Below are 19,152 nucleotides of genomic sequence, written 5' to 3' on the forward strand. Positions count from 1 at the left end.
GCTCAGGGCAGCAGCATGAACCTTAACCGGTGTCCAAAATTACTTGACCAGATCACCTTGTGTCGCGAAAGGGCCGCAAAGCGGCCCCAGGATTTCAGCGTTGATGCAAGGAACGCCGGGGCCGCTGCGCGGCCCTTTCGCGACACAAGGCCGCTCCTACAGGGGATGGGTAAATCGGTCAGTCGTGCTTCTTCATCAGGTGCGGCGACAGGTTCAGTTCGCGCCCGCGGCGCAGGCGGATACGGCTGCGCCGCCAGAGGCGCACGCCGAAGTACAGCAGGGCCAGCCCGATGACGGTCAGTGTCGCCGACAATGGACGGTTGGCATTGAGTTCGGCCAGGGCGGCGTAGTTGCCCAGCAAGCCGGCGAAGCCGGCCATGGCCAGCAGGATGCCCAGGGTGGCCAGCAGTACCGAGAGTGCCGCGGCGGTGCGCGCGCCCCAGTTGCTCGGCTCGCGCTGGCGCAGGCGCTTGGCATCGAAACTGCCTTTGAGCTTCATTCGAATTCCTCAGGATCGGGTAGTGCTGATCCGGATTTCGACCTGCGGGTCACCTTGGGGTTCCGCCCGTCCGCCGGGCGGTCGTGGTTCAGACCAGGCTGGCGGTGGGGGCGACGCAGGCGAAGTTGTCGGCCATCACGGCCATTTCGCACTGGTGGATCTGCGCGGCAGGAATCACGCTGTCCTTGAACGCCAGGTCACGGGTCGCCGAGGCATCCTCGACCAGGGTGCAGCGATAACCATAGTCCTTGGCGCGGCGCACGGTGGTGCTGACGCTGGAGTGGCTCATGAAGCCGCAGACGATCAGGTCCAACGGGCCGAAGGCCTGCAGCGTCTCGTGCAGCTTGGTGTTCTTGAAAGCATTGGGCATGCGCTTTTCGATGACGGTTTCGCCTTCGCGTGGCTCCAGGCCCGGGATGAACTCACCCGCCGGGCCCTGCGGGTCGAAGCGACCGCCGACGGTGCCGAGGTGGCGGACATGGATGATCGGGCGGCCAGCCTTGCGGGCGGCGTCGAGCAACCTGGCAATGTTCGCCACGGCCTCGTCCATGCCCGACAGCGCCAGCGGACCGCTCAGGTACTCCTTCTGCGCATCGATGACGATCAGGCTGGCTTGGCTCAGCTTGGCCGGCGGGTAGTCGCGGCCAGTGAGGCGGAACATCGTGGTTGGAACGGACATCAAGGGCTCCTTGGGTAGGGCTTTTGTCTACCTATTCTCCCTTGCCTTGGCGCCAATGTGAATGGTTGACATTGCAGGCGGCATGGTTACTGGCTTGTGGCTATCCATTCGGCTATCGCAGGGAACATTTGTGCGGTGCGGGCTGTTAGACTTTTGTCCTGTCTGAAAAGGAGTACCCCGTGATCACATCCCGCCTGCGCACCCTGCGCGACCACATCCGCTGGGCGGTCAGCCGCTTCCATGAGCACGAGCTGTTCTTTGGCCACGGTGCCGACAATGCCTGGGACGAGGCGCGCCTGCTGGTGCTCGGCGCCGTGCACCTGCCTTGGGAAGTGGCCGACAGCTACCTGGACTGCGCGCTCGAGGATGACGAGCGGGTGCGCCTGCAGCACTTGCTCAAGCGCCGCATCGAGGAGCGCGTGCCCACCGCCTACCTGCTGGGCGAGGCGTGGTTCTGCGGCATGTCGTTCATCGTCGACGAGCGCGTGCTGGTACCGCGCTCGCCGATTGGCGAGCTGATCGAGAAGCGCTTCGAGCCGTGGCTGGCCGCCGAGCCTGCGCGCATCCTCGACCTGTGCACCGGCTCTGGCTGCATCGGTATCGTCGCCGCCGACGTGTTCCAGGAGGCCGAGGTGGTGTTGGCCGACCTATCGTTCGACGCGCTGGAGGTGGCGAATCAGAACATCGAGCGCCATGGCCTCGATGAGCGGGTCTACACCGTGCAGGGCGATGGCTTCGGCGGGTTGCCGGGGCAGCGTTTCGATCTGATCCTGTCCAACCCGCCGTATGTCGATGCCGAGGATTTCGGCGACATGCCGGCCGAGTACCACCACGAACCCGAGCTGGGCCTGGCCTGTGGCAACGATGGCCTGGACCTGGTGCGGCGCATGCTCGCCGAGGCGGCCGACCACCTGACCGACAAGGGCTTGATGATCGTCGAGGTAGGCAACAGCCAGGTGCATGTAGCGTCGCTGTACCCAGAGGTGGACTTCACCTGGCTGGAGTTCGAGCGCGGCGGGCACGGCGTGTTCATGCTGACCGCCGAGCAGTGCCGGCAGCATCAGGAGCTGTTCAAGGCGCGGGTCTGACGGATTCACGCCGTTCCCCTGTAGGAGCGGCCTCGTGTCGCCAAAGGGCTGCGTAGCAACCCCAGGACGACAGTATTGACGCAAAGATCGCTGGGGCCGCTTTGCGGCCCTTTCGCGGCGCGAGGCCGCTCCTGCAGGGATCGCGTAGGGTGGGTCAGCGGGTCGCGATCCAGATCAGCAAGCCTGCCTGGAATACCGCAAACGCCACCAGGCAGGTGATGGTGAAGCGCAGTCCGCTGTCCTCACGGCGGTACTTGGCTACCCGCTCGTCACGCTCGCGCAACTGGGCTTCCTTCTCCGCCAGGTTCTGCTCGGCCTGTTGCAGCATGCCGGCCGCCTCGAGGATATCGACGCGCTGGACCTTCTCGGTATTCCAGCCACCTTTGAGCTGGCCCACCGGCGTCTCCACCACGCGGCCCTTGAGCAGCTGGCCATCGGTGTATTCCACTGGCAGGCCGATGCTGGCCAGCACATGGTCGCGGCGCAGGCGGGTGTCTTCGTTCAGGGCATCCTTGTTCGGCAGGCTCATGCCTTCGACCTGATAGTGCGAGCAACGCTGCTGCAGCCATTGCACCGCCTGGCCCAGCAGGTAGCGGCCGACCCCGCGGTTGAGCGGTTCGAGCTGCAGGCCGGCGGAATCGCCGATGCGCACCAGGCGCTGCTCGTGATCGACCCGTACATCCAGCTGATTCTGCTCCTTGCGGGTCTTCTGTCCGGGCAGGCGGATTTCCATGCGCAGCAGGCTGTGGGCCTTGTCATGGCGCTCGGCATAGCCGAACTGGACGAAACGCAACGGGCGCGCGCCACTGTTGCGGTCGGTGGGCTGCGGGGCCAGGCGCAACAGCTGGAAGTGCTCTGCGGCAAGGTCCGCCCAGGGCAGGGGCGCGCTTTCTGGCGTTTGTTCTTCAGTCGCCTCGGCGGCGGGGGCATCGGTCATCAGGGGTTTCCTCAGGTGCACGGCGGCTGATCGATCGCCGTGGCACGCCCGCGATCATCGCCTTGTTGTCCGCGTTATCGGCAGAGGCCGCCAAGACCTGAGCCTGGTCGTCACGTCGCAGGCAATCCGCGGATGAAGGCCACCATCCGTTCCCCCAGTTCTCGCGCCAGTGGCAGTTCGGGATTGCGGTAGCTGTCGCGCTGCTGGTGCATGTCCCTGGGGCTGATGCGCAGCATGTGGTTCATGCCGTCGATCAAGGCCAGTTCGGCATCGGGTTTGGCCGCCTTGAGCCGCTCGGCGTCAGCCACGTCCACCTGCACGTCGTTGCGCCCCTGGATGATCAGGGCCGGCACCTTGAGGCGGGCGAAGGCCGCTGCCGGGTCCTGGCGCAGCAGCGAGATCAGATAGGGCTGCACGCTGGGGCGGAACACCTGGCGCAGCGGCGCGGGCACGTCGAGGCTGGTCTGCCCGGCTTGCAGGCGGTCGATCAGCGCCACCCCCGCGCCCAGTTGCGCCGGGGGCAGGCGCTGGGCCAGCTGCTCGCGCAGCACATCGGCCACCGGACGGCCGCTGCCGGCCAAGGTGATCACGGCGCTCGCGCCGGCCTGCTCGGCGGCCAGGCTGGCGATCAGCGCGCCTTCGCTGTGGCCGACCAGGATCAGCCGGCCAAAGCGCGGGTCGTGGCGCAGCGCCTGCCCCCAGGCCACCACGTCGGCGACATAGCCTTCGACGCTGAGGTCGCGCTCATCGGGGCTGGCCGGCTGGCTGGCGGCCACGCCGCGCTTGTCGTAGCGCACGCTGGCGATATGCTCGCCGGCCAGTAGCAGGGCCAGGCGCTTGAGGTTATCGATGCGCCCGCTAGCCGGGTTGTTGCCGTCGCGGTCGGTGGGGCCGGAGCCGGCGATGATCAGTACCACCGGTGGCGGGGTGGCCTGCTGCGGTAGCAGCAGGCTGCCGTGCAGCACCCCGTGGCCGGTGTCCAGCTCGATGGGGCGTTGCAGCACGGTCGGGGCAGCGGCATGGGCGAGGTGGGCGCAGAACAGCAGGAGCAGGGCGACGAGGCGCGACTTCATGGATGGGGCACTACCTGGGAAGTTGCTGCTTCGACCTTGCGCCCTGCTGAAGGTTCTCGACCTTGAACCCGGGCGCCCTCGTGGGCGCGCGCTGGCCCCGCGATAAGGCCGGTACAGGCAACCACAGCCCCGTGGTTTTCCGTATACTGGCGCTTTCGTTCACCTCAGGCTGATTCGCGGAGCGTCCATGTCCGGCAATACCTACGGCAAGCTGTTCACTGTCACCACCGCTGGCGAAAGCCATGGGCCGGCGTTGGTCGCCATTGTCGACGGCTGCCCGCCCGGCCTGGACATTTCCCTGGCCGACCTGCAGCACGACCTCGACCGGCGCAAGCCGGGCACCAGCCGGCACACCACCCAGCGCCAGGAGCCGGATGAAGTGGAAATCCTTTCCGGGGTGTTCGAAGGGCGCACCACCGGCTGCTCGATCGGCCTGCTGATTCGCAACACCGACCAGAAGTCCAAGGACTATTCGGCGATCAAGGACCTGTTCCGCCCGGCCCACGCCGACTACACCTACCACCACAAGTACGGCATCCGCGACTACCGTGGCGGTGGCCGCAGCTCGGCGCGGGAAACCGCCATGCGCGTGGCCGCCGGCGCCATCGCCAAGAAATACCTGGCCACCCAGGGCATTCGCGTGCGTGGCTACATGAGCCAGCTCGGCCCGATCGAGATCCCGTTCAAGAGCTGGGATTCGGTGGAGGACAATGCCTTCTTCAGCCCCGACCCGAGCAAGGTGCCGGAGTTGGAGGCCTACATGGACCAGCTGCGCCGCGACCAGGACTCGGTCGGGGCGAAGATCACCGTGGTCGCCGAAGGCGTGATGCCGGGCCTGGGCGAGCCGATCTTCGACCGCCTCGACGCCGAGCTTGCCCACGCGCTGATGAGCATCAACGCGGTCAAGGGCGTGGAGATCGGCGCCGGTTTCGCCAGCGTCGCCCAGCGCGGCACCGAGCACCGTGACGAGCTGACCCCAGACGGTTTCCTCAGCAACAATGCCGGCGGCATCCTCGGCGGCATCTCTTCGGGCCAGCCGATCGTCGCCCACCTGGCGCTCAAGCCGACCTCGAGTATCACCACCCCGGGCCGCTCGATCGACGTCGACGGCAACCCGGTCGAGGTCATCACCAAGGGCCGTCACGACCCGTGCGTGGGCATCCGCGCCACGCCGATCGCCGAGGCGATGATGGCCATCGTGCTGATGGACCACCTGCTGCGTCACCGGGCGCAGAATGCCGACGTGAGGGTCAACACCCCGGTGCTGGGCCAGCTCTGACAGTCCCGGCTCCATCGCGGGGCAAGCCCGCTCCCACGAATTCCAGCGTGGGGAGCGGGCTTGCCCCGCGATAGGGCCGGAAGCCTCTGAACGGACTTCCCAATGCCTCCAATCCCCTACTGGCGCCTCTCCAGCTTCTACCTGTTCTACTTCGCCCTGCTCGGTTCCACCGCGCCGTTCCTGGCGCTGTACTTCGACCACCTGGGTTTCTCCCCGGCGCGCATCGGCGAACTGGTGGCCATCCCCATGTTGATGCGCTGCGTGGCGCCCAATCTGTGGGGCTGGCTGGGTGACCGTAGCGGCCAGCGCCTGCTTATTGTGCGCTTGGGCGCGTTGGCGACCCTGGCGACCTTCTCGTTGATCTTCTTCGGCAAGAGCTACGCCTGGCTGGCCCTGGTGATGGCCTTGCATGCGTTCTTCTGGCACGCGGTGCTGCCGCAGTTCGAGGTTATCACCCTGGCCCACCTGCACGGCCAGACCGCTCGCTACAGCCAGGTGCGGTTGTGGGGCTCGATCGGCTTCATTCTCGCCGTGGTCGGCCTGGGGCGGTTGTTCGAATGGCTGAGCCTGGACATCTACCCGGTGGCCCTGGTGACCATCATGGCCGGGATCATCGTCGCCAGCCTGTGGGTGCCCAACGCGCAGCCAGCGGAGCACGCCGAACGGCGCTCAGTCGGGGGTTTTCTCAAGCAGGTACGGGCGCCTGGGGTGTTGGCGTTCTATGCCTGCGTGGCGCTGATGCAACTGAGCCACGGGCCGTACTACACCTTCCTCACCCTGCACCTGGAACACCTGGGCTACAGCCGTGGTGCCATCGGCCTGCTGTGGGCGCTGGGGGTGGTGGCCGAGGTGCTGGTGTTCCTGGCCATGAGCCGAATCTTCGCGCGCTTCTCGGTGCGTCGGGTGCTGCTGGCGAGTTTCCTGCTGGCCGCGCTGCGCTGGCTGCTGCTGGGCAACCTGGCCGATGTGCCGGCGCTGCTGGTGTTCGCCCAGGTGCTGCACGCGGCTACCTTTGGTTGTTTCCACGCCGCCAGCATCGCCTTCGTCCAGGCCAGCTTCGGCGCCCGCCAGCAAGGCCAGGGCCAGGCGCTGTACGCGGCGTTGTCGGGTACTGGCGGCGCGCTGGGCGCGCTGTACTCGGGCTACAGCTGGAAACTGCTGGGTCCGCACTTCACCTTTGGTATGGCCAGCGTCGCGGCGCTGGCTGCAGCCGTTATCATTGCCCTTTGTCTTGAAGAAAGCAGGAAACACCCCTGATGAGCATCCTCAGCGTATTCGATCCCTCCAGCCCGGACCTGCCGCACAAGGTGCTGACCCACCACGAGGACATCGCCGCGACCCTGGCCGAGCAGGGCGTGCGCTTCGGTCGTTGGCAGCCCGGCGTGCGCCTGCGCCCTGGCAGCAGCACCCAGGAAGTGCTGGACGCCTGCCGCGAACCATTGGACCGCTTGATGACCGAGCATGGCAGTGCCAGCTTCGCCGTGTTCAGCCGTGACGGCCAGGCACCGGGCCAGGCCGACCTGCGCGACGAGCATGTGCATGACAGCGAGGAGGTGTTCGCGATGATAAGCGGTCGAGCCCAGCTCAGCTTGCGCCTGGGCGGCTTCGTCTACGCGGTGCTGTGCGAGAAGGATGACCTGCTGGTGGTGCCCGCCGCTACCCGCCGCTGGCTGGACATGGGCGACACCCCGTTCTGCCTGGCGCTGCGCCTGTTCGCCAGCGAAGCCGGCGCGCAGCCACGCTTTACCGGTGATGCCGGGGCCCGGCGGTTCCTGGGGCTTGATGAACTCTGAGGGAAATGGCTCGCGGGGCGCTCCTGCGCCACTCAGTCCCTTGGTGGCCGGGGAGCGCCCCGCGAAGGGGGGCCGCGATCAACGATAGGTTGGCAGGGCGAAGCGCTGCTGGCTTTGCAGCCGCGAGATCACGGGCAGTTCGCTGGCTTGTTCGGCCAGGTCGCGGCGAATGGCACTGATGGCCCAGGACAGCTGTTCGGCACTGTGCAGTTGTGCGTACGACAGCACGCGGCGGGTCACCACGCCGTCGGCGGCGCGCAGGGTCAGCAGGACGCCGCCGTCCGGGCGGGATTGGGTGGCGACCTGGTAGGCGGCGAACACCGAGGCGAATTTTTCCTGGATGAGGTCCATATCAACTCCTGACTGTTGTGTGGGCAGACGTGAGTTGAATATTGCAGTGACCATGCCAGCTTTTTAATTGTAAAAAATCCTTATAAATCAATGTGTTGTGATTGATTTAGGATTGTTCGTCATTGCATTGTGCATGGTCGTGCATTTTGCACAGTGCAATTTGCACGGTGATAGGCTGGCTCTGTTCGCCCCATAGAATCTGAACCTTTGACCCGTGGCGGCTGCCTGACGAACACTAGGGCCCACGCCATTACCAGGAGGTTCCCGATGTCCGATCAACAGCCCAGCACCATGACCGCCGAGGAAACCGCCGCCTTCGCCGAGGAGGTTTTCGAGCGCGCCCGCCGCGGTGACGCGCCAATGCTTGCGCGTCTGCTCGCCAGTGGCCTGCCCGCCGACCTGCGCAATCACAAGGGCGATACCTTGTTGATGCTGGCCAGCTACCACGGCCATCATGATGCCGTGCGCGTGCTGCTCGAACAGGGCGCCGATCCGCTGATCGCCAACGACAACGGCCAACTGCCCATCGCCGGCGCGGCGTTCAAGGGTGACCTGGCGATGATCCAGTTGCTGCTCGAGCACGGTGTGCCGGTGGATGCCGCCGCCGCTGATGGCCGCACGGCCTTGATGCTGGCGGCGATGTTCAATCGCCTGGCGATCATCGACTACCTGCTGGCCCAGGGCGCCGACCCGGCGCACCGCGACGCCGCTGGCGCCACCGCGCTGATGGCGGCCCGCACCATGGGCGCGCTAGACGCCGCCAAGCGCCTCGAGACGCAGGCCAGCTAACCGTTCGGGGGCGTTTGCGGCTATCCTTGGCGCCTTTTACGCCAATGCGCAGGGCCCCCAAATGAAAGACCAGTTGCTCGAATTCATCCGCCTCGTCGGTGCCGGCTGCATGCGCGAGGAAGACATCGAGCGCATTGCCGCTGAAGCCGCCCAGGCCTACGCCGACCCCGCCGCCTTCCTGGCCGCCAACCCCGACATCAATTACGACGACAGCTTCCCGTTTTCCCTGGGGGAATGGGTGGTGGTCGGCAGCCTGCCGGACACCGTGCTGTTCCAGGCCGACAGCTACCAGGATCTGTTCCAGCAGATCAGCGACTCGTTCGACAAGAGCGTGCCGTTCACCCTCAAGCCCAAGCAGTTGGCGCGCACCGAGGCGCTGACCGCGCTGAACCGCATCCAGGTGCAAATGGGCGCGCTGAACAAGGAGGCTGGCGGCTATGTGCTGCTGAACTTCAGCCAGTTGCTCGACGATGAGTTGCAGATGGTGATGGTTGGCCAGCACGATCTGGCCCGGGTGCTGGAGCTGGGGGCGGTGCTGGGGATCAAGGTGGAGCCGGCGCTGGAAACCCTGAAGGTGGCGCTGCACGTCTAAGCAACGTTCTGTAGGCGCCAGCCTTGCTGGCGAAGCAAGCAACGCGGTGCATGGCACCGGCAACGCCGGTGTTCGCCGGCAAGCCGGCTCCTACAACGGTTATGACCTGCAATACCTGTAGGAGCCAGCTTGCTGGCGAAGCAGGCGACACGGTGCATGGCACCGGCTCCTACGGTATGTGTGGGTAGCCCCGGGCGGCGTTGCCGTCATTGCCTGGATAGCGCTCAACCCAACGCCGTATCGAGGAACATCATCACCGCGAACCCGCCCATGAGCCCAAGGGTCGCCGCAGTCTGGTGGCCGTTGCGGTGAGTCTCCGGAATTACCTCGTGGGACACCACGAAGATCATCGCCCCCGCCGCCAGGCCCATGCTGACCGGGTAGGCCAAGGCAAAGCCGGTGGAAATCCCCAGGCCGATCACCGCCCCCAGCGGTTCCATCAGGCCCGAGCCAATCGCCACCAGTGCCGCCTTGAAGTTCGACAGCCCGGTGGCTCTCAGGGCCAGGGCCACGGCCAGGCCTTCGGGGATGTCCTGGATGGCAATGGCGCTGGTCAGCGGCAAGCCGATATTCATGTCGCCATTGGCGAAGCTCACGCCGATGGCCATGCCTTCCGGCAGGTTGTGCAGGGTGATGGCCAGCACGAACAACCAGACCCGGCTCAGGCGCTCGGTCTCTGGGCCGCAAGGGCCGGTGCTTTCATGCTCGTGGGGGGTGAAACGGTCGAGGCCGAGCATCAGCAGCACGCCCAGGCCCATGCCCAGCACCACGGTGAAAGCCGCCGCCGGGCCATTGCCGGTGATTGCACGGGCGGCGTCCAGGCCCGGCAGAATCAGCGAAAACGAACTGGCGGCGAGCATCATGCCGGCGGCAAAGCCGAGCATCACGTCCTGGGTGCGGGCGTTGACATCGCGCAGGATCACCGCCAGCACCGCGCCCAGCGCCGTGGCGCCGAAGCCGGACAGGCCGCCGAGCAGGGCCAGGTGCAGGTTATCGGCGTGGTCGCCGTTGACCGCGTTCCAGAGACTCGCCAGCAACAGGGCGATGATCGCCAGCAGGCTCAGGGCCAGGCCGGCACTGAGCCAGGGAGTGCTCAGCGCCTGTTGGCGCCAGGCGCTGAGCAGGGACGGGGGAGCGGGGCTATGGGCGTGAGCAGGGGGCATGCGTACCTCGAAACAATGAATGACAGCAGTCTAGACAGTGACCTGCCCAGCTGGCCAAGGATTCCCTTCTATCGCCGCCATAGGCGGCTATGCTGTGCACCAGGCACATCGCACGGGAGCAGCGATATGGGTTCTACCTTCAATAGCCTGGTCGGGCTGATCATTCTGGCCCTGGACATCTGGGCGATCCTCAACGTGCTCAAGAGCGGTGCCGAGGTGGGCATCAAGGTGCTGTGGATCTTGTTGATCGTCCTGTTGCCGGTGTTGGGGCTGATCATCTGGGCCATCGCCGGACCACGGGGCAATGTGCGTATCTGAGGCCTAACTTTGTAAGGACAGGCTGCTCTCGACAAAATTTTCACACTCGATTTTTGAAAATCCGCGCCGCACAATGCGGCCTTGGTTGGACGGTCGCACCTCAGGCTGCAGGCGACTCTCGCCTTCCCGCAAACCGCAATCCTAGGATCTCTCCATTCATGGCTAACACGGACGCCTTGAAGCAACAGGGTGCGCGAGGCTCGTTCTCGCCGACCCTGAAATCCCACCTGGCCTACACGCTGCTCAGCGGCCTGGTGATCATGCTGATGCTCAGCCTGGTGCGCCTGGCGCTGCTGGTCTACAACAGCGACATGGTCGGCGACACCCCCACCGCCACGGTTGCCGAAGGCTTCTTCAACGGCCTGCGCTTCGACCTGCGGGTGGTGGTATACATCAGCATTCCGCTGCTGCTGGCACTGCTCAGCCCCTGGCTGATGGCCCGCCGTGGCTTTTTCCGCCTCTGGCTGACGCTCGCCTCCAGCGTGGTGATGTTCCTCGGCCTGATGGAGATGGACTTCTACCGTGAGTTCCACCAGCGGTTGAACGGCCTGGTGTTCCAGTACATCCAGGAAGATCCCAAGACGGTGCTGAGCATGCTCTGGTATGGCTTCCCCGTGGTCCGCTACCTGCTGGCCTGGCTGATCGGCACCTGGCTGTTGAGTCTGCTGTTCAAGGGCATCGATCGCATGACCCGTGGCACGGCGGCTGCCGCTGGTGGCGCCAGCCGTGCGCTGGCGCCATGGTATGGCCGTTTGGCGGTGTTCATGGTGGTGCTGCTGGTGGCGGTGGTCGCCGCCCGTGGCACCTTGCGCCAGGGCCCGCCGATGCGCTGGGGCGACGCCTTCACCACCGACTCGAACTTCGTCAATCAGCTCGGCCTCAACGGCACCCTGACCCTGATTGATGCCGCCAAGAGCCGCTTCGGCGAAGACCGCGCCAACATCTGGAAGCCCGTGCTCGACCAGGCGCTGGCCACCCAGACCGTGCGCGAGCAACTGCTGACCGCCAACGACACACTGGTCGATGCCGACGAGGCTCCTGTGCGCCGTGATTTCCTGCCGCCAGAAAAGAACACCCTGGCGATCAAGAACGTCGTGGTGATCTTGATGGAGAGCTTCGCCGGCCACTCGGTGGGCGCCCTGGGCAGCGATGCCAACATCACCCCGTACTTCGACAAGCTGGCCAAGGAAGGCCTGCTGTTCGACCGCTTCTTTTCCAATGGCACCCATACCCACCAGGGGATGTTCGCCACCATGGCCTGCTTCCCCAACCTGCCAGGCTTCGAGTACCTGATGCAGACCCCCGAGGGCGGCCACAAGCTGTCTGGCCTGCCGGCGTTGCTCAGCGCCCGGGACTACGACGATGTCTACGTGTACAACGGCGACTTCGCCTGGGACAACCAGTCCGGGTTCTTCGGCAACCAGGGCATGACCACCTTCATCGGCCGCAATGATTTCGTCGACCCAGTGTTCTCCGACCCGACCTGGGGCGTGTCCGATCAGGACATGTTCGACCGGGGTAACCAGGAGTTGGCCAAGCACGACGGCAAGAAACCGATCTACGCGCTGCTGCAGACCCTCTCCAACCACACGCCGTACGCCTTGCCCACCGAGTTGCCGGTGGAGAAGGTCAGCGGCCACGGCCGCTTGGACGAACACCTCACCGCCATGCGTTATTCCGACTGGGCGCTGGGCCAGTTCTTCGAGAAGGCGCGCAAGGAGCCTTATTTCAAGGACACCTTGTTCGTCATCGTCGGCGACCATGGTTTTGGCAACAACCAGCAGGTCACCGAGCTGGACCTGGGGCGCTTCAACGTGCCGCTGCTGTTGATTGCCCCCGGCATCCAGGAGAAATTCGGCGCGGTCAACCATACCGTCGGCACCCAGGTCGACATCGTGCCGACCATCATGGGCCGCCTGGGCGGCCATGCCCGCCACCAGTGCTGGGGCCGCGACTTGCTCAACCTGCCCGAGGGCGACCAGGGCGTGGGCATGATCAAGCCCTCCGGCAGCGAGCAGATCGTCGGACTGGTGCAGGGCGACCGGATCCTCATCGAGTCCAAGGACATGACCCCGCGCCTGTACCGCTATCAGCTGGGCCGCGAGTTCAAGGCCGAACTGATCGAAAGCCCGGACCAGCCGGACATGCTCAAAAGGCTCGAGGCCTATATCCAGACCGCGACCAAGAGCCTGCTGGACAACACCGCCGGTGTCGTCCACGGCACGCCGAAGTAAGCCGGCCGCCGTCATGAACAAGCCCGCCGTTGCCCGGCGGGCTTTTTTCATGGTGTTTGATGCGCCCGGCTGAACATCGTCTGCTGCCCATGGTCAAGCTAGTACGGAGTGTCATTCACCGTTTCCAGCGAGGGCTGATCGATGAAAGCGTGGGAAGTCAGCTTTGCCAACCAGAAGGGCGAACCGCAAACCCTGCTGCTCAACGCCGAGCAGTGCCCCAGCGAGGAAGATGCCGCACGGGCGATTCGCTCGCGGCTGTTTCCATTGATGGACGAGCTGGACCTCAACGACTTCCAGGACCGCAGTTATTCCCCTACGGCACGCTGGCTCAAGGAGCAGAGCGGGGTGATCATCACCACCATCCGTGAAGCGCCCTGAAGGAGTCTGTCTGGCGTAGTGCCTGTACAGGCGCTACGCTGCAATGAGGCGCCGGTCTTCTCTGCGGGCCGCCGCCGTTTACATTCGCGTCTCGCAATCCGCTCGTAATGTCAGGCATGACCTTGTTGCCAGGCAGGTGCGTTGTGCACGGAAAGTCTATCCATTGCTTTGCAGGAGGACGTTTCATGAGCAGCTCGAACGACGATATCAGCAGCAGCGTCCTGCGCCAGATGAAAGCTGGCGGTTTCGATTTCACCCGCATCCATCCCATCGAGTTCTATGCCGTGTTCCCCGACGAAGTCGGTGCGCGCCGGGCGGCTGGGCAGTTTCGCGGCGAGTCGCTCAACGCCCAGGTGAGCGAGCGTGACGACGGCGCCTGGCACCTGGAACTGAGCAAGGTCATGTACGCCACCCATGGTGGTATCGGCGCTTTCGAGCAGGCTTTCGAACTGGTCGTGTCGCCTTATGGCGGCGAGGTCGAGGGCTGGGGCGTCAAGCAGGAACGGCCCATCGCCTAGAATGGCACCGGCAAGTCGATTGCAGCGTGCTTCAGGCCCGTAGGAGCCAGCTTGCTGGCGAACCAGGCAGCGCGGTGGATGGTACCGGCGATGCCGGTGTTCGCCGGCAAGCCGGCTCCTACGCGATTGCAGCGTGCTTTGGACCCGTTGCTGGCGAACCAGGCACCTACGGGTGGACCTTGCGTCCGGCCATGTGCCCCAGGTAGGCCAGCAGGGCATCGAGCTCCTGCTCGTTCAGCACCTGCGGGGCAAACCCGGGCATTTTTGCCTGGGGCCACTGGCGCAAGCTTTGCGGGTCGCGGATGTACTGGCGCAGGAACGCCGGCTGGAAATACTCGGTCGGGTTGTGCGGCAGGTTCAGGTCCGGGCCGAATTGCGCATCACCTGCGCCATTGAGCCGGTGGCAGGCCAGGCAGTTCTGCTGGAACAGGGCGAAACCTTGGCGCACCGGGTCGTTGGCCGCCAGCGCCGGGTCGGGCAGCAGGGCCGGAAAGCGCGCTTCGACCGGGGGCAGCCGGCGAATGGTGGCGATCTGGAACGGCCACTGTTCGGGGCGGATGCCGCTGGCCTGCGGGTTGTGCCAGACCAGGTAGAACGGCCCGGCCCCGGGCTTGCCCTTGGCCAGTGGTGGCCAGGGCTGGCTGGGGTCCTCGATGGCCAGCCAAGCCTGGGCCGGCCCAGCCTGCAACAAGGGGCCGGCAGGCATTTCCGCGGCGAAACCGTCCAGCGCCACGGCCTGCAGGTGATCGCCCGGTTGCACGCCCTCGAGCAGCACGGCCAGGGGAATGGCGCGGTAGTGCATGGCGCGCTTGTAGGCAACGTCTTGCTCGACCCTGAGGTCGCGGGTTTGCGGGTGGGCGAGCAGTTGCGCGGTTTGCCACTGGCGACTGCCACCCTCGAGCTTCAGGGTCAGTTGCGCTGCCGACAGCGGCAAGGCGAACAACAGGCAGAGCAGGGTGAGGCACAGGCGCATGGGCAATCTCCAACCGTCAGGGCTGGCAGATTACCTGCGCATGGGCGGCCAGGGCCACTGCCGTTTCAGCCGAACAACCGGGTAAGGTTGGGCAGGATCAGCAGCAGCGTCGTGGCGAAGAGAATGAGCCCGGCTTGGCGTACTTTCGATTGTCTGAACATGGCGGACCGCCTTCTTGTTGTTATTCCTGAATAACCCTTGGCTTCCTTGTCGCACGTCGGGTCGATCGCAGTGGCTTGGTGAAACGCCGAACCTGCTTGCCTCGTGTGTCTGGATATACAACCAACAGTAGGGCCCGCGTCATCCCTGATTCAGAACCCTTTGTTCTAAGCAAATTGTGGCAAATTTCCGAGTGATTTAAGGCCACTAGCCACCCCGCTGGCGTGCTTGGGCTAGACGAGTGCGCGGCCAGGGTTACCGAGGGTTACAGGGCCTACCGTCCGTCTGGATATCCTACTTGCTTGTACTGGTTTTTCGCGTCAGTCTCTACAGCAAATCCCACCCACATGTCGTTCAGGACTACCCCTATGTCGTTACGCATCTGCATCCTTGAAACCGATGTCCTGCGGCCGGAGTTGATCGCGCAGTATCAGGGCTACGGCAGGATGTTCGAGCAGCTGTTTTCGCGCCAGCCGATCGCCGCCGAGTTTGACGTGTACAACGTGATGAACGGCGAATACCCGGCCGAGAGCGAACGGTTCGATGCGTACCTGGTGACGGGCAGCAAGGCTGACTCGTTCGGCGACGACCCATGGATCCAGACCCTCAAGGCCTACCTGCGCAAACTCTACGAGCGTGGCGAGAAGTTGTTGGGCGTGTGTTTCGGCCATCAGTTGCTGGCCCTGACCCTGGGCGGCAAGGCCGAGCGCGCCGACAAGGGCTGGGGCGTGGGCATCCACCGCTACAGCCTGGCTGCCCATGCACCGTGGATGGACCCGCAGGTATCCGAGCTGACCCTGCTGATCAGCCACCAGGACCAGGTCACCGAGCTGCCCGAAGGGGCCACGGTGATTGCCTCCAGCGACTTCTGTCCGAACGCGGCGTATCACATCGGTGACCAGGTGCTGTGCTTCCAGGGGCATCCGGAGTTCGTCCACGATTACTCGCGGGCGCTGCTCGATGCGCGGCAGGCTTCCCTGGGGGCAGAGGTGTACACCAAGGCAGTGGCCAGCCTGGCCAGCGAACACCAGGGGGATCTGGTGGGCGAGTGGATGCTGCGCTTCATTCAGCAGCCCGGTAGTCGCGTGATCTGAGATCCACGTTGACTGAGCCCGCTCCCACGTTCCTTGGCGTTACAACCAACCCGAGCGCTTGAAGCTGTAATACAGCCCCGAACAGCCCAGGCCGATCACCCCCAGCACGGTGAAGTAGCCGTAGTGCCAGCCCAGCTCGGGCATGTTCTGGAAGTTCATCCCGTAGATCCCGGCAATCGCCGTGGGGAACGCCAGGATCGCCGCCCAGGCGGCGAACTTGCGCTGGGTGATGCTTTGTCGCGAGGCCTCCAGCAACATGCCGATCTCGATGGTCTGGCTGGCGATGTCGCGAATCCCGGCGAGGTCTTCCATCTGCCGGGTCACGTGGATCTGCACATCGCGAAAATACGGGCGCATGTTCTTGTCGATGAACGGGAAGCTCAGGCGCTGCAGCTCCTCGCTGACCTCGACCATCGGCGCCACGTAGCGACGCAGGCGCAGGATGTCGCGGCGCAGGCTGTGCAGGCGCTGGATGTCCTCTTCCTGCAGCGAGTTGCTCAGCACGCTCTGCTCCAGCTCTTCGATCTCGCCGTGGATGGCCTCGCTGACCGGCTGGTAGTTCTCGGTGACGAAGTCGAGCAGGGCGTAAAGCACGAAGTCTTCGCCATGCTCGAGCAGCAGCGGGCGCGCTTCGCAGCGTTGGCGCACCAGGGCGTAGGACTTCGAATGGCCGTTGCGGCAGGTGATGATGTAGCCGTTGCCGGCGAAGATATGGGTCTCGATGAACTCGAGCTTGCCTTCATGGCGCACCGGCGAGTAGGTGACGATGAACAGCGCGTCGCCGAAGGTCTCGAGCTTCGGCCGGCTGTGCTTCTCCAGGGCGTCCTCGATGGCCAGTTCGTGCAGGCCGAACTGGCGCTGCAGGTTGGCCAGTTCCTCGGCGTTGGGCTCTTCCAGGCCGATCCACACGAAGTGTCCGGGCTTGCGTGCCCATTCGGCGCCCTCATCGAGGCTGATGTTGGTGACCTTCCTGCCGGCGCTGTACACCGCCGCGGCGACGACTCGACCCATGGTTGTCCGCTTGTCTGGTTGAACACCCAGACAGCTTGGGCTGTGTCGCGCGGCAGGGCAACCTGTCGCGCATGAAGAAATGCGCGGTTTGGCCAAGCCTGCGGTTATTGGCTGGTGACTTCGCTTTCCATATGGTCGATGCAATGCTGCATCTGGTTGCGGCACTGCTCGATCAACGCCGGCAGGTCCTGCTGGGTCAGGCCGGCGGTGGCGATGGGGGCCAGGGAGCGGACGATCACCGTGCGCTGGCGCCAGCTATTGAGGCCCAGGCGCTGCGAATAGCGGCTGACGCACACCGGCACGATCGGCACGCCGGCCTCCACCGCCATGTGGAAGGCGCCCTTCTTGAATGGCAGCAGGTGTTCACCTGGGTTGCGCGTGCCTTCGGGGAAGATCCAGATCGAGGTGTCGTCGCGCAGGGTCCGGGTGGTGGCTTGCATGGCCTTGCGTGCCTGGTAGGCGTTCTTGCGGTCGACCAGCACGTTGCCGCCAAGCCAGAACAACTGGCCGAACAGCGGGATCCAGCCCAGGCTCTTCTTGCCGATGGCCACGGTGCGGCGCGGCACCACCTGGCCGAGGATGAACAGGTCGTAGTTGGATTGGTGGTTGGCGATGATCACGCAGCCGGGCGGCTGGTCCCACAACGGGCCGACCTCGGCCTTGACCTTGATGCGCATGAACCAGGCGGCTGGCACGCTGTACAGGCGCGCGAACAGGCGGCTGTTGTCAGGGTTGAACGGGCGCAGCAGGCCGATCACCAGGCCGACGACACCGACGAACAGGAAATGCAGCGCCAGCAGGAGCATGCGAAACAGATAGAGCATGGTACGACTCACACCAGACAGTCGCCGCGCAGTGTACGGGTGTGCACTGGCTGGGGCAAACCTTGGTGTGGCATAGGAGCTTGGCCATGGCTTTCTGTAGGAGCGGCCTTGTGTCGCGAAAGGGCCGCATAGCGGCCCCAGGATTCGTGCATCAAGTTGATATAGCCAGGGCCTCAGCCGAGGTGGTTCTGGTCGACCAGGATCGCTTCGTCCAGGGCCTCCAGCAGGCTCTTGCGCACTTTCAGCTTGGTGTTCTTGTGCGCCAGCATGTTCAGCTTCTTCAGTTCGCGGGCGGCGGCCAGGGCCACTTCCTGCAACTGCTCGGCCGGCACCACCTTGTCGAGGAAGCCGGCTTCGCGGGCGCCTTGCGGGTCGAAGATCTCGGCATTGTTGACCGAGCGCTGGAAGGCGGCACGGCCCAGGCGATCACGGGCCAGTTCGATGCCGGCGTGATGCATGGTCATGCCGATCTGCACTTCGTTCAGGCAGATCTTGTACGGGCCTTCGACACCGATGCGGTAGTCGGCCGACAGCAGCAGGAAGGCACCCTTGGCCACGGCGTTGCCGGGGCAGGCGACGATCACCGGGAACGGGTGCGACAGCAGGCGACGGGCCAGGGTGGAGCCAGCGGTGACCAGGCCGACGGCCTCCTTGGGCCCGGCGGTCATCACCTTGAGGTCGTAACCGCCGGAGAGGATGCCTGGCTGGCCAGTGATGATCACCACCGCGCGTTCTTCCACCGCGCGGTCCAGTGCGGCATTGAAGGCTGTGATCACGTCCGGCGAGATGGCGTTGACCTTGCCGTTGTTCAGGGTCAGGGTGGCGATGCCGTCTTCGGCATGGTAGGTAAGCAGCTCGCTCATGGCGGAGTCCTTTGGATGGCGTGGCGACGACGTTACCCAGCCCGGGAGGCGAGGTAAAGCGTCAAGACTGACTGGCCGGTCAGTGTCCGGGCGCCATGCCTAGCGCTAGCGGGGCAGGGGCCAGGGCATGGGGAAAAGCGCTGGGCACAATGGCAGCATTGCCTTGATTGCCAGGGGTTTTCCATCGGTTGGCTTAAGCACATGAAAATTCTGAAAAAAATGCTTGCCAAAGAAAAGCTCTTCTACTAAATTAGCGCGCCTCGACAGGCTGAACAGCTTGAAGAGAAAACGGTGAAGTGTCCGAGTGGTCGAAGGAGCACGCCTGGAAAGTGTGTATACGAGAAATCGTATCAAGGGTTCAAATCCCTTCTTCACCGCCACATTCTACGAGAAGCCCCCGAATCGAAAGGTTCGGGGGCTTTTTGTTTTCCGTCTTGAGGCGCGCCTCGCCCTTGTAGGAGCCGGCCTTGCCGGCGAACACCGGCGTGGCCGGTGCCCAACTGCGCATCGCCTGGTTCGCCAGCAAGGCTGGCTCCT

Annotated in this window: 22 protein-coding genes and 1 tRNA gene; 12 read left to right on the forward strand and 11 right to left on the reverse strand. The window is 64.7% G+C overall.

What is annotated here, in order from left to right; translation table 11 throughout:
- Nucleotides 1–178: 178 nt before the first annotated feature.
- Nucleotides 179–499: a hypothetical protein gene (locus ACODS5_RS19080; protein WP_489109399.1), complete on the reverse strand. Its 321-nt coding sequence runs from the start codon at nucleotides 497–499 to the stop codon at nucleotides 179–181.
- Nucleotides 500–587: 88 nt separating this feature from the next.
- Nucleotides 588–1,178, reverse strand: coding sequence for a cysteine hydrolase family protein (locus tag ACODS5_RS19085; protein ID WP_134693725.1), 591 nt, complete (start codon nucleotides 1,176–1,178; stop codon nucleotides 588–590).
- A gap of 179 nt (nucleotides 1,179–1,357) precedes the next feature.
- On the opposite strand from ACODS5_RS19085, the gene prmB reads away from it, so the two are divergent.
- Entirely contained in the window at nucleotides 1,358–2,266 is a 909-nt protein-coding gene (gene prmB / locus ACODS5_RS19090) for a 50S ribosomal protein L3 N(5)-glutamine methyltransferase (protein WP_134693726.1), read from the forward strand.
- 154 nt (nucleotides 2,267–2,420) lie between these two features.
- On the opposite strand, the gene ACODS5_RS19095 is transcribed toward prmB, so the two are convergent.
- Both ACODS5_RS19095 and ACODS5_RS19100 read right to left on the reverse strand, forming a co-directional pair.
- A complete protein-coding gene (locus ACODS5_RS19095) occupies nucleotides 2,421–3,203 on the reverse strand; it encodes a hypothetical protein (RefSeq protein WP_489109400.1) in 783 nt (260 codons plus the stop codon).
- A gap of 110 nt (nucleotides 3,204–3,313) precedes the next feature.
- Nucleotides 3,314–4,276: an alpha/beta hydrolase gene (locus ACODS5_RS19100; RefSeq protein ID WP_489109401.1), complete on the reverse strand. Its 963-nt coding sequence runs from the start codon at nucleotides 4,274–4,276 to the stop codon at nucleotides 3,314–3,316.
- A 187-nt stretch (nucleotides 4,277–4,463) separates the two neighbouring features.
- On the opposite strand from ACODS5_RS19100, the gene aroC reads away from it, so the two are divergent.
- From aroC to ACODS5_RS19115, 3 genes are all read left to right on the forward strand, one after another.
- Nucleotides 4,464–5,555, forward strand: a complete 1,092-nt coding sequence (gene aroC, locus ACODS5_RS19105) for a chorismate synthase (protein ID WP_134693729.1) — start codon at nucleotides 4,464–4,466, stop codon at nucleotides 5,553–5,555.
- 102 nt (nucleotides 5,556–5,657) lie between these two features.
- On the forward strand, nucleotides 5,658–6,812 hold the full coding sequence (locus tag ACODS5_RS19110) for an MFS transporter (RefSeq protein ID WP_134693730.1): 1,155 nt from the start codon (nucleotides 5,658–5,660) through the stop codon (nucleotides 6,810–6,812).
- The gene (locus ACODS5_RS19115; RefSeq protein WP_134693731.1) at nucleotides 6,812–7,348 is read left to right on the forward strand and encodes an oxidase; all 537 of its coding nucleotides are present in this window, start codon (nucleotides 6,812–6,814) and stop codon (nucleotides 7,346–7,348) included. Before ACODS5_RS19110 ends, ACODS5_RS19115 begins: the two co-directional genes overlap by 1 nt.
- A 78-nt stretch (nucleotides 7,349–7,426) precedes the next feature.
- Here the strand turns inward: ACODS5_RS19115 and ACODS5_RS19120 are convergent, their stop codons facing one another.
- Nucleotides 7,427–7,699, reverse strand: coding sequence for a DUF3509 domain-containing protein (locus ACODS5_RS19120; RefSeq protein WP_134693732.1), 273 nt, complete (start codon nucleotides 7,697–7,699; stop codon nucleotides 7,427–7,429).
- 267 nt (nucleotides 7,700–7,966) lie between these two features.
- Between ACODS5_RS19120 and ACODS5_RS19125 the strand changes: the two genes are divergently transcribed.
- Both ACODS5_RS19125 and ACODS5_RS19130 read left to right on the forward strand, forming a co-directional pair.
- Nucleotides 7,967–8,488, forward strand: coding sequence for an ankyrin repeat domain-containing protein (locus ACODS5_RS19125; protein ID WP_489109402.1), 522 nt, complete (start codon nucleotides 7,967–7,969; stop codon nucleotides 8,486–8,488).
- Between the two features lie 61 nt (nucleotides 8,489–8,549).
- Nucleotides 8,550–9,080: a hypothetical protein gene (locus ACODS5_RS19130; RefSeq protein ID WP_489109403.1), complete on the forward strand. Its 531-nt coding sequence runs from the start codon at nucleotides 8,550–8,552 to the stop codon at nucleotides 9,078–9,080.
- A gap of 224 nt (nucleotides 9,081–9,304) precedes the next feature.
- On the opposite strand, the gene ACODS5_RS19135 is transcribed toward ACODS5_RS19130, so the two are convergent.
- Nucleotides 9,305–10,243 (reverse strand): ZIP family metal transporter, encoded by a 939-nt coding sequence (locus ACODS5_RS19135; protein WP_489109404.1) that lies wholly within the window; start codon nucleotides 10,241–10,243, stop codon nucleotides 9,305–9,307.
- A gap of 126 nt (nucleotides 10,244–10,369) precedes the next feature.
- Between ACODS5_RS19135 and ACODS5_RS19140 the strand changes: the two genes are divergently transcribed.
- The 4 genes from ACODS5_RS19140 to ACODS5_RS19155 all read left to right on the forward strand — a co-directional run bounded on the left by ACODS5_RS19140 (nucleotide 10,370) and on the right by ACODS5_RS19155 (nucleotide 13,691).
- Nucleotides 10,370–10,561 carry a PLDc N-terminal domain-containing protein gene (locus tag ACODS5_RS19140; RefSeq protein WP_217853524.1) on the forward strand — a complete coding sequence of 64 codons (192 nt, stop codon included), beginning with the start codon at nucleotides 10,370–10,372 and terminating at the stop codon, nucleotides 10,559–10,561.
- Between the two features lie 158 nt (nucleotides 10,562–10,719).
- The gene (locus ACODS5_RS19145) at nucleotides 10,720–12,795 is read left to right on the forward strand and encodes an LTA synthase family protein (RefSeq protein WP_134693736.1); all 2,076 of its coding nucleotides are present in this window, start codon (nucleotides 10,720–10,722) and stop codon (nucleotides 12,793–12,795) included.
- A 141-nt stretch (nucleotides 12,796–12,936) separates the two neighbouring features.
- On the forward strand, nucleotides 12,937–13,173 hold the full coding sequence (locus ACODS5_RS19150) for a hypothetical protein (RefSeq protein ID WP_134693737.1): 237 nt from the start codon (nucleotides 12,937–12,939) through the stop codon (nucleotides 13,171–13,173).
- 185 nt (nucleotides 13,174–13,358) lie between these two features.
- The gene (locus tag ACODS5_RS19155) at nucleotides 13,359–13,691 is read left to right on the forward strand and encodes a ribonuclease E inhibitor RraB (protein ID WP_134693738.1); all 333 of its coding nucleotides are present in this window, start codon (nucleotides 13,359–13,361) and stop codon (nucleotides 13,689–13,691) included.
- A gap of 166 nt (nucleotides 13,692–13,857) precedes the next feature.
- Here the strand turns inward: ACODS5_RS19155 and ACODS5_RS19160 are convergent, their stop codons facing one another.
- Nucleotides 13,858–14,664 carry a cytochrome c gene (locus tag ACODS5_RS19160; protein ID WP_134693739.1) on the reverse strand — a complete coding sequence of 269 codons (807 nt, stop codon included), beginning with the start codon at nucleotides 14,662–14,664 and terminating at the stop codon, nucleotides 13,858–13,860.
- 527 nt (nucleotides 14,665–15,191) lie between these two features.
- On the opposite strand from ACODS5_RS19160, the gene ACODS5_RS19165 reads away from it, so the two are divergent.
- A complete protein-coding gene (locus tag ACODS5_RS19165) occupies nucleotides 15,192–15,917 on the forward strand; it encodes an amidotransferase (RefSeq protein WP_489109405.1) in 726 nt (241 codons plus the stop codon).
- 39 nt (nucleotides 15,918–15,956) lie between these two features.
- Here ACODS5_RS19165 and ACODS5_RS19170 read toward each other — a convergent pair whose 3' ends face one another.
- The 3 genes from ACODS5_RS19170 to ACODS5_RS19180 all read right to left on the reverse strand — a co-directional run bounded on the left by ACODS5_RS19170 (nucleotide 15,957) and on the right by ACODS5_RS19180 (nucleotide 18,615).
- Nucleotides 15,957–16,928 carry a magnesium and cobalt transport protein CorA gene (locus ACODS5_RS19170; RefSeq protein ID WP_134693741.1) on the reverse strand — a complete coding sequence of 324 codons (972 nt, stop codon included), beginning with the start codon at nucleotides 16,926–16,928 and terminating at the stop codon, nucleotides 15,957–15,959.
- 104 nt (nucleotides 16,929–17,032) lie between these two features.
- A complete protein-coding gene (locus ACODS5_RS19175) occupies nucleotides 17,033–17,752 on the reverse strand; it encodes a lysophospholipid acyltransferase family protein (protein ID WP_134693742.1) in 720 nt (239 codons plus the stop codon).
- Between the two features lie 173 nt (nucleotides 17,753–17,925).
- Complete coding sequence (locus tag ACODS5_RS19180) at nucleotides 17,926–18,615, reverse strand: crotonase/enoyl-CoA hydratase family protein (protein WP_134693743.1); 690 nt, start codon at nucleotides 18,613–18,615, stop codon at nucleotides 17,926–17,928.
- Between the two features lie 290 nt (nucleotides 18,616–18,905).
- Between ACODS5_RS19180 and ACODS5_RS19185 the strand changes: the two genes are divergently transcribed.
- Nucleotides 18,906–18,995: transfer RNA gene (locus ACODS5_RS19185), tRNA-Ser, on the forward strand.
- Here ACODS5_RS19185 and ACODS5_RS19190 read toward each other — a convergent pair.
- Nucleotides 18,974–19,141, reverse strand: a complete 168-nt coding sequence (locus ACODS5_RS19190) for a hypothetical protein (protein ID WP_167659522.1) — start codon at nucleotides 19,139–19,141, stop codon at nucleotides 18,974–18,976. The genes ACODS5_RS19185 and ACODS5_RS19190 overlap by 22 nt on opposite strands.
- Nucleotides 19,142–19,152: the final 11 nt, after the last annotated feature.

It is taken from the genome of Pseudomonas sp. FG47, from assembly GCF_057809115.1.

Coding starts and splice junctions, on each gene's coding strand:
- ACODS5_RS19080 (WP_489109399.1), bottom strand. CDS start 499: ATGAAGCTCAAAGGCAGTTTCGATGCCAAGCGCCTGCGCCAGCGCGAG.
- ACODS5_RS19085 (WP_134693725.1), bottom strand. CDS start 1,178: ATGTCCGTTCCAACCACGATGTTCCGCCTCACTGGCCGCGACTACCCG.
- ACODS5_RS19095 (WP_489109400.1), bottom strand. CDS start 3,203: ATGACCGATGCCCCCGCCGCCGAGGCGACTGAAGAACAAACGCCAGAA.
- ACODS5_RS19100 (WP_489109401.1), bottom strand. CDS start 4,276: ATGAAGTCGCGCCTCGTCGCCCTGCTCCTGCTGTTCTGCGCCCACCTC.
- aroC (WP_134693729.1), top strand. CDS start 4,464: ATGTCCGGCAATACCTACGGCAAGCTGTTCACTGTCACCACCGCTGGC.
- ACODS5_RS19110 (WP_134693730.1), top strand. CDS start 5,658: ATGCCTCCAATCCCCTACTGGCGCCTCTCCAGCTTCTACCTGTTCTAC.
- ACODS5_RS19115 (WP_134693731.1), top strand. CDS start 6,812: ATGAGCATCCTCAGCGTATTCGATCCCTCCAGCCCGGACCTGCCGCAC.
- ACODS5_RS19120 (WP_134693732.1), bottom strand. CDS start 7,699: ATGGACCTCATCCAGGAAAAATTCGCCTCGGTGTTCGCCGCCTACCAG.
- ACODS5_RS19125 (WP_489109402.1), top strand. CDS start 7,967: ATGTCCGATCAACAGCCCAGCACCATGACCGCCGAGGAAACCGCCGCC.
- ACODS5_RS19130 (WP_489109403.1), top strand. CDS start 8,550: ATGAAAGACCAGTTGCTCGAATTCATCCGCCTCGTCGGTGCCGGCTGC.
- ACODS5_RS19135 (WP_489109404.1), bottom strand. CDS start 10,243: ATGCCCCCTGCTCACGCCCATAGCCCCGCTCCCCCGTCCCTGCTCAGC.
- ACODS5_RS19140 (WP_217853524.1), top strand. CDS start 10,370: ATGGGTTCTACCTTCAATAGCCTGGTCGGGCTGATCATTCTGGCCCTG.
- ACODS5_RS19145 (WP_134693736.1), top strand. CDS start 10,720: ATGGCTAACACGGACGCCTTGAAGCAACAGGGTGCGCGAGGCTCGTTC.
- ACODS5_RS19150 (WP_134693737.1), top strand. CDS start 12,937: ATGAAAGCGTGGGAAGTCAGCTTTGCCAACCAGAAGGGCGAACCGCAA.
- ACODS5_RS19155 (WP_134693738.1), top strand. CDS start 13,359: ATGAGCAGCTCGAACGACGATATCAGCAGCAGCGTCCTGCGCCAGATG.
- ACODS5_RS19160 (WP_134693739.1), bottom strand. CDS start 14,664: ATGCGCCTGTGCCTCACCCTGCTCTGCCTGTTGTTCGCCTTGCCGCTG.
- ACODS5_RS19165 (WP_489109405.1), top strand. CDS start 15,192: ATGTCGTTACGCATCTGCATCCTTGAAACCGATGTCCTGCGGCCGGAG.
- ACODS5_RS19170 (WP_134693741.1), bottom strand. CDS start 16,928: ATGGGTCGAGTCGTCGCCGCGGCGGTGTACAGCGCCGGCAGGAAGGTC.
- ACODS5_RS19175 (WP_134693742.1), bottom strand. CDS start 17,752: ATGCTCTATCTGTTTCGCATGCTCCTGCTGGCGCTGCATTTCCTGTTC.
- ACODS5_RS19180 (WP_134693743.1), bottom strand. CDS start 18,615: ATGAGCGAGCTGCTTACCTACCATGCCGAAGACGGCATCGCCACCCTG.